Below are 387 nucleotides of genomic sequence, written 5' to 3' on the forward strand. Positions count from 1 at the left end.
CGAAGTGGCGGCAAAGCCGCGCTATCGTTTCCGGCTTGAACAGCGTGGTGCTGTATTCCATGATGCAGGACAGGCCATGCGGAGCTTCCGTCACCTCCAGGCTCAGGTCGAACTTGCTGATGCCCGTCTCCAGCACGTAGGGCTGTACATTGCTGGCATGGATGATGGCATCGGTATTCTGCAGGACAAGCATGACCTGGAACAGCGGAGTGGTCGCCATGCTGCGCTGCGGCTTGACGGCATCGACGACTTTTTCGAATGGCGCGTCCTGGTGTTCGTAGGCTTCCAGGCAAGTATTTCTGACCTGTGCCAGCAGCGACAGGAAGTCTTGCTGGCCGTCCACGTGCGTGCGCAAGGCCAGGGTATTGACGAACATGCCGATCAGGC

At 58.9% G+C, this 387-nt stretch carries 1 protein-coding gene; it reads right to left on the minus strand.

The features are described from left to right. On the minus strand, nt 1–376 hold a 376-nt coding region (locus GCN74_RS28375), incomplete at its 3' end, for a condensation domain-containing protein (RefSeq protein ID WP_226939283.1). Nucleotides 377–387: the final 11 nt, after the last annotated feature.

The sequence above is a fragment of the Janthinobacterium sp. FT14W genome (genome assembly GCF_009208755.1).
GTDB classification, from domain to species: Bacteria; Pseudomonadota; Gammaproteobacteria; order Burkholderiales; family Burkholderiaceae_D; genus Janthinobacterium; species Janthinobacterium violaceinigrum.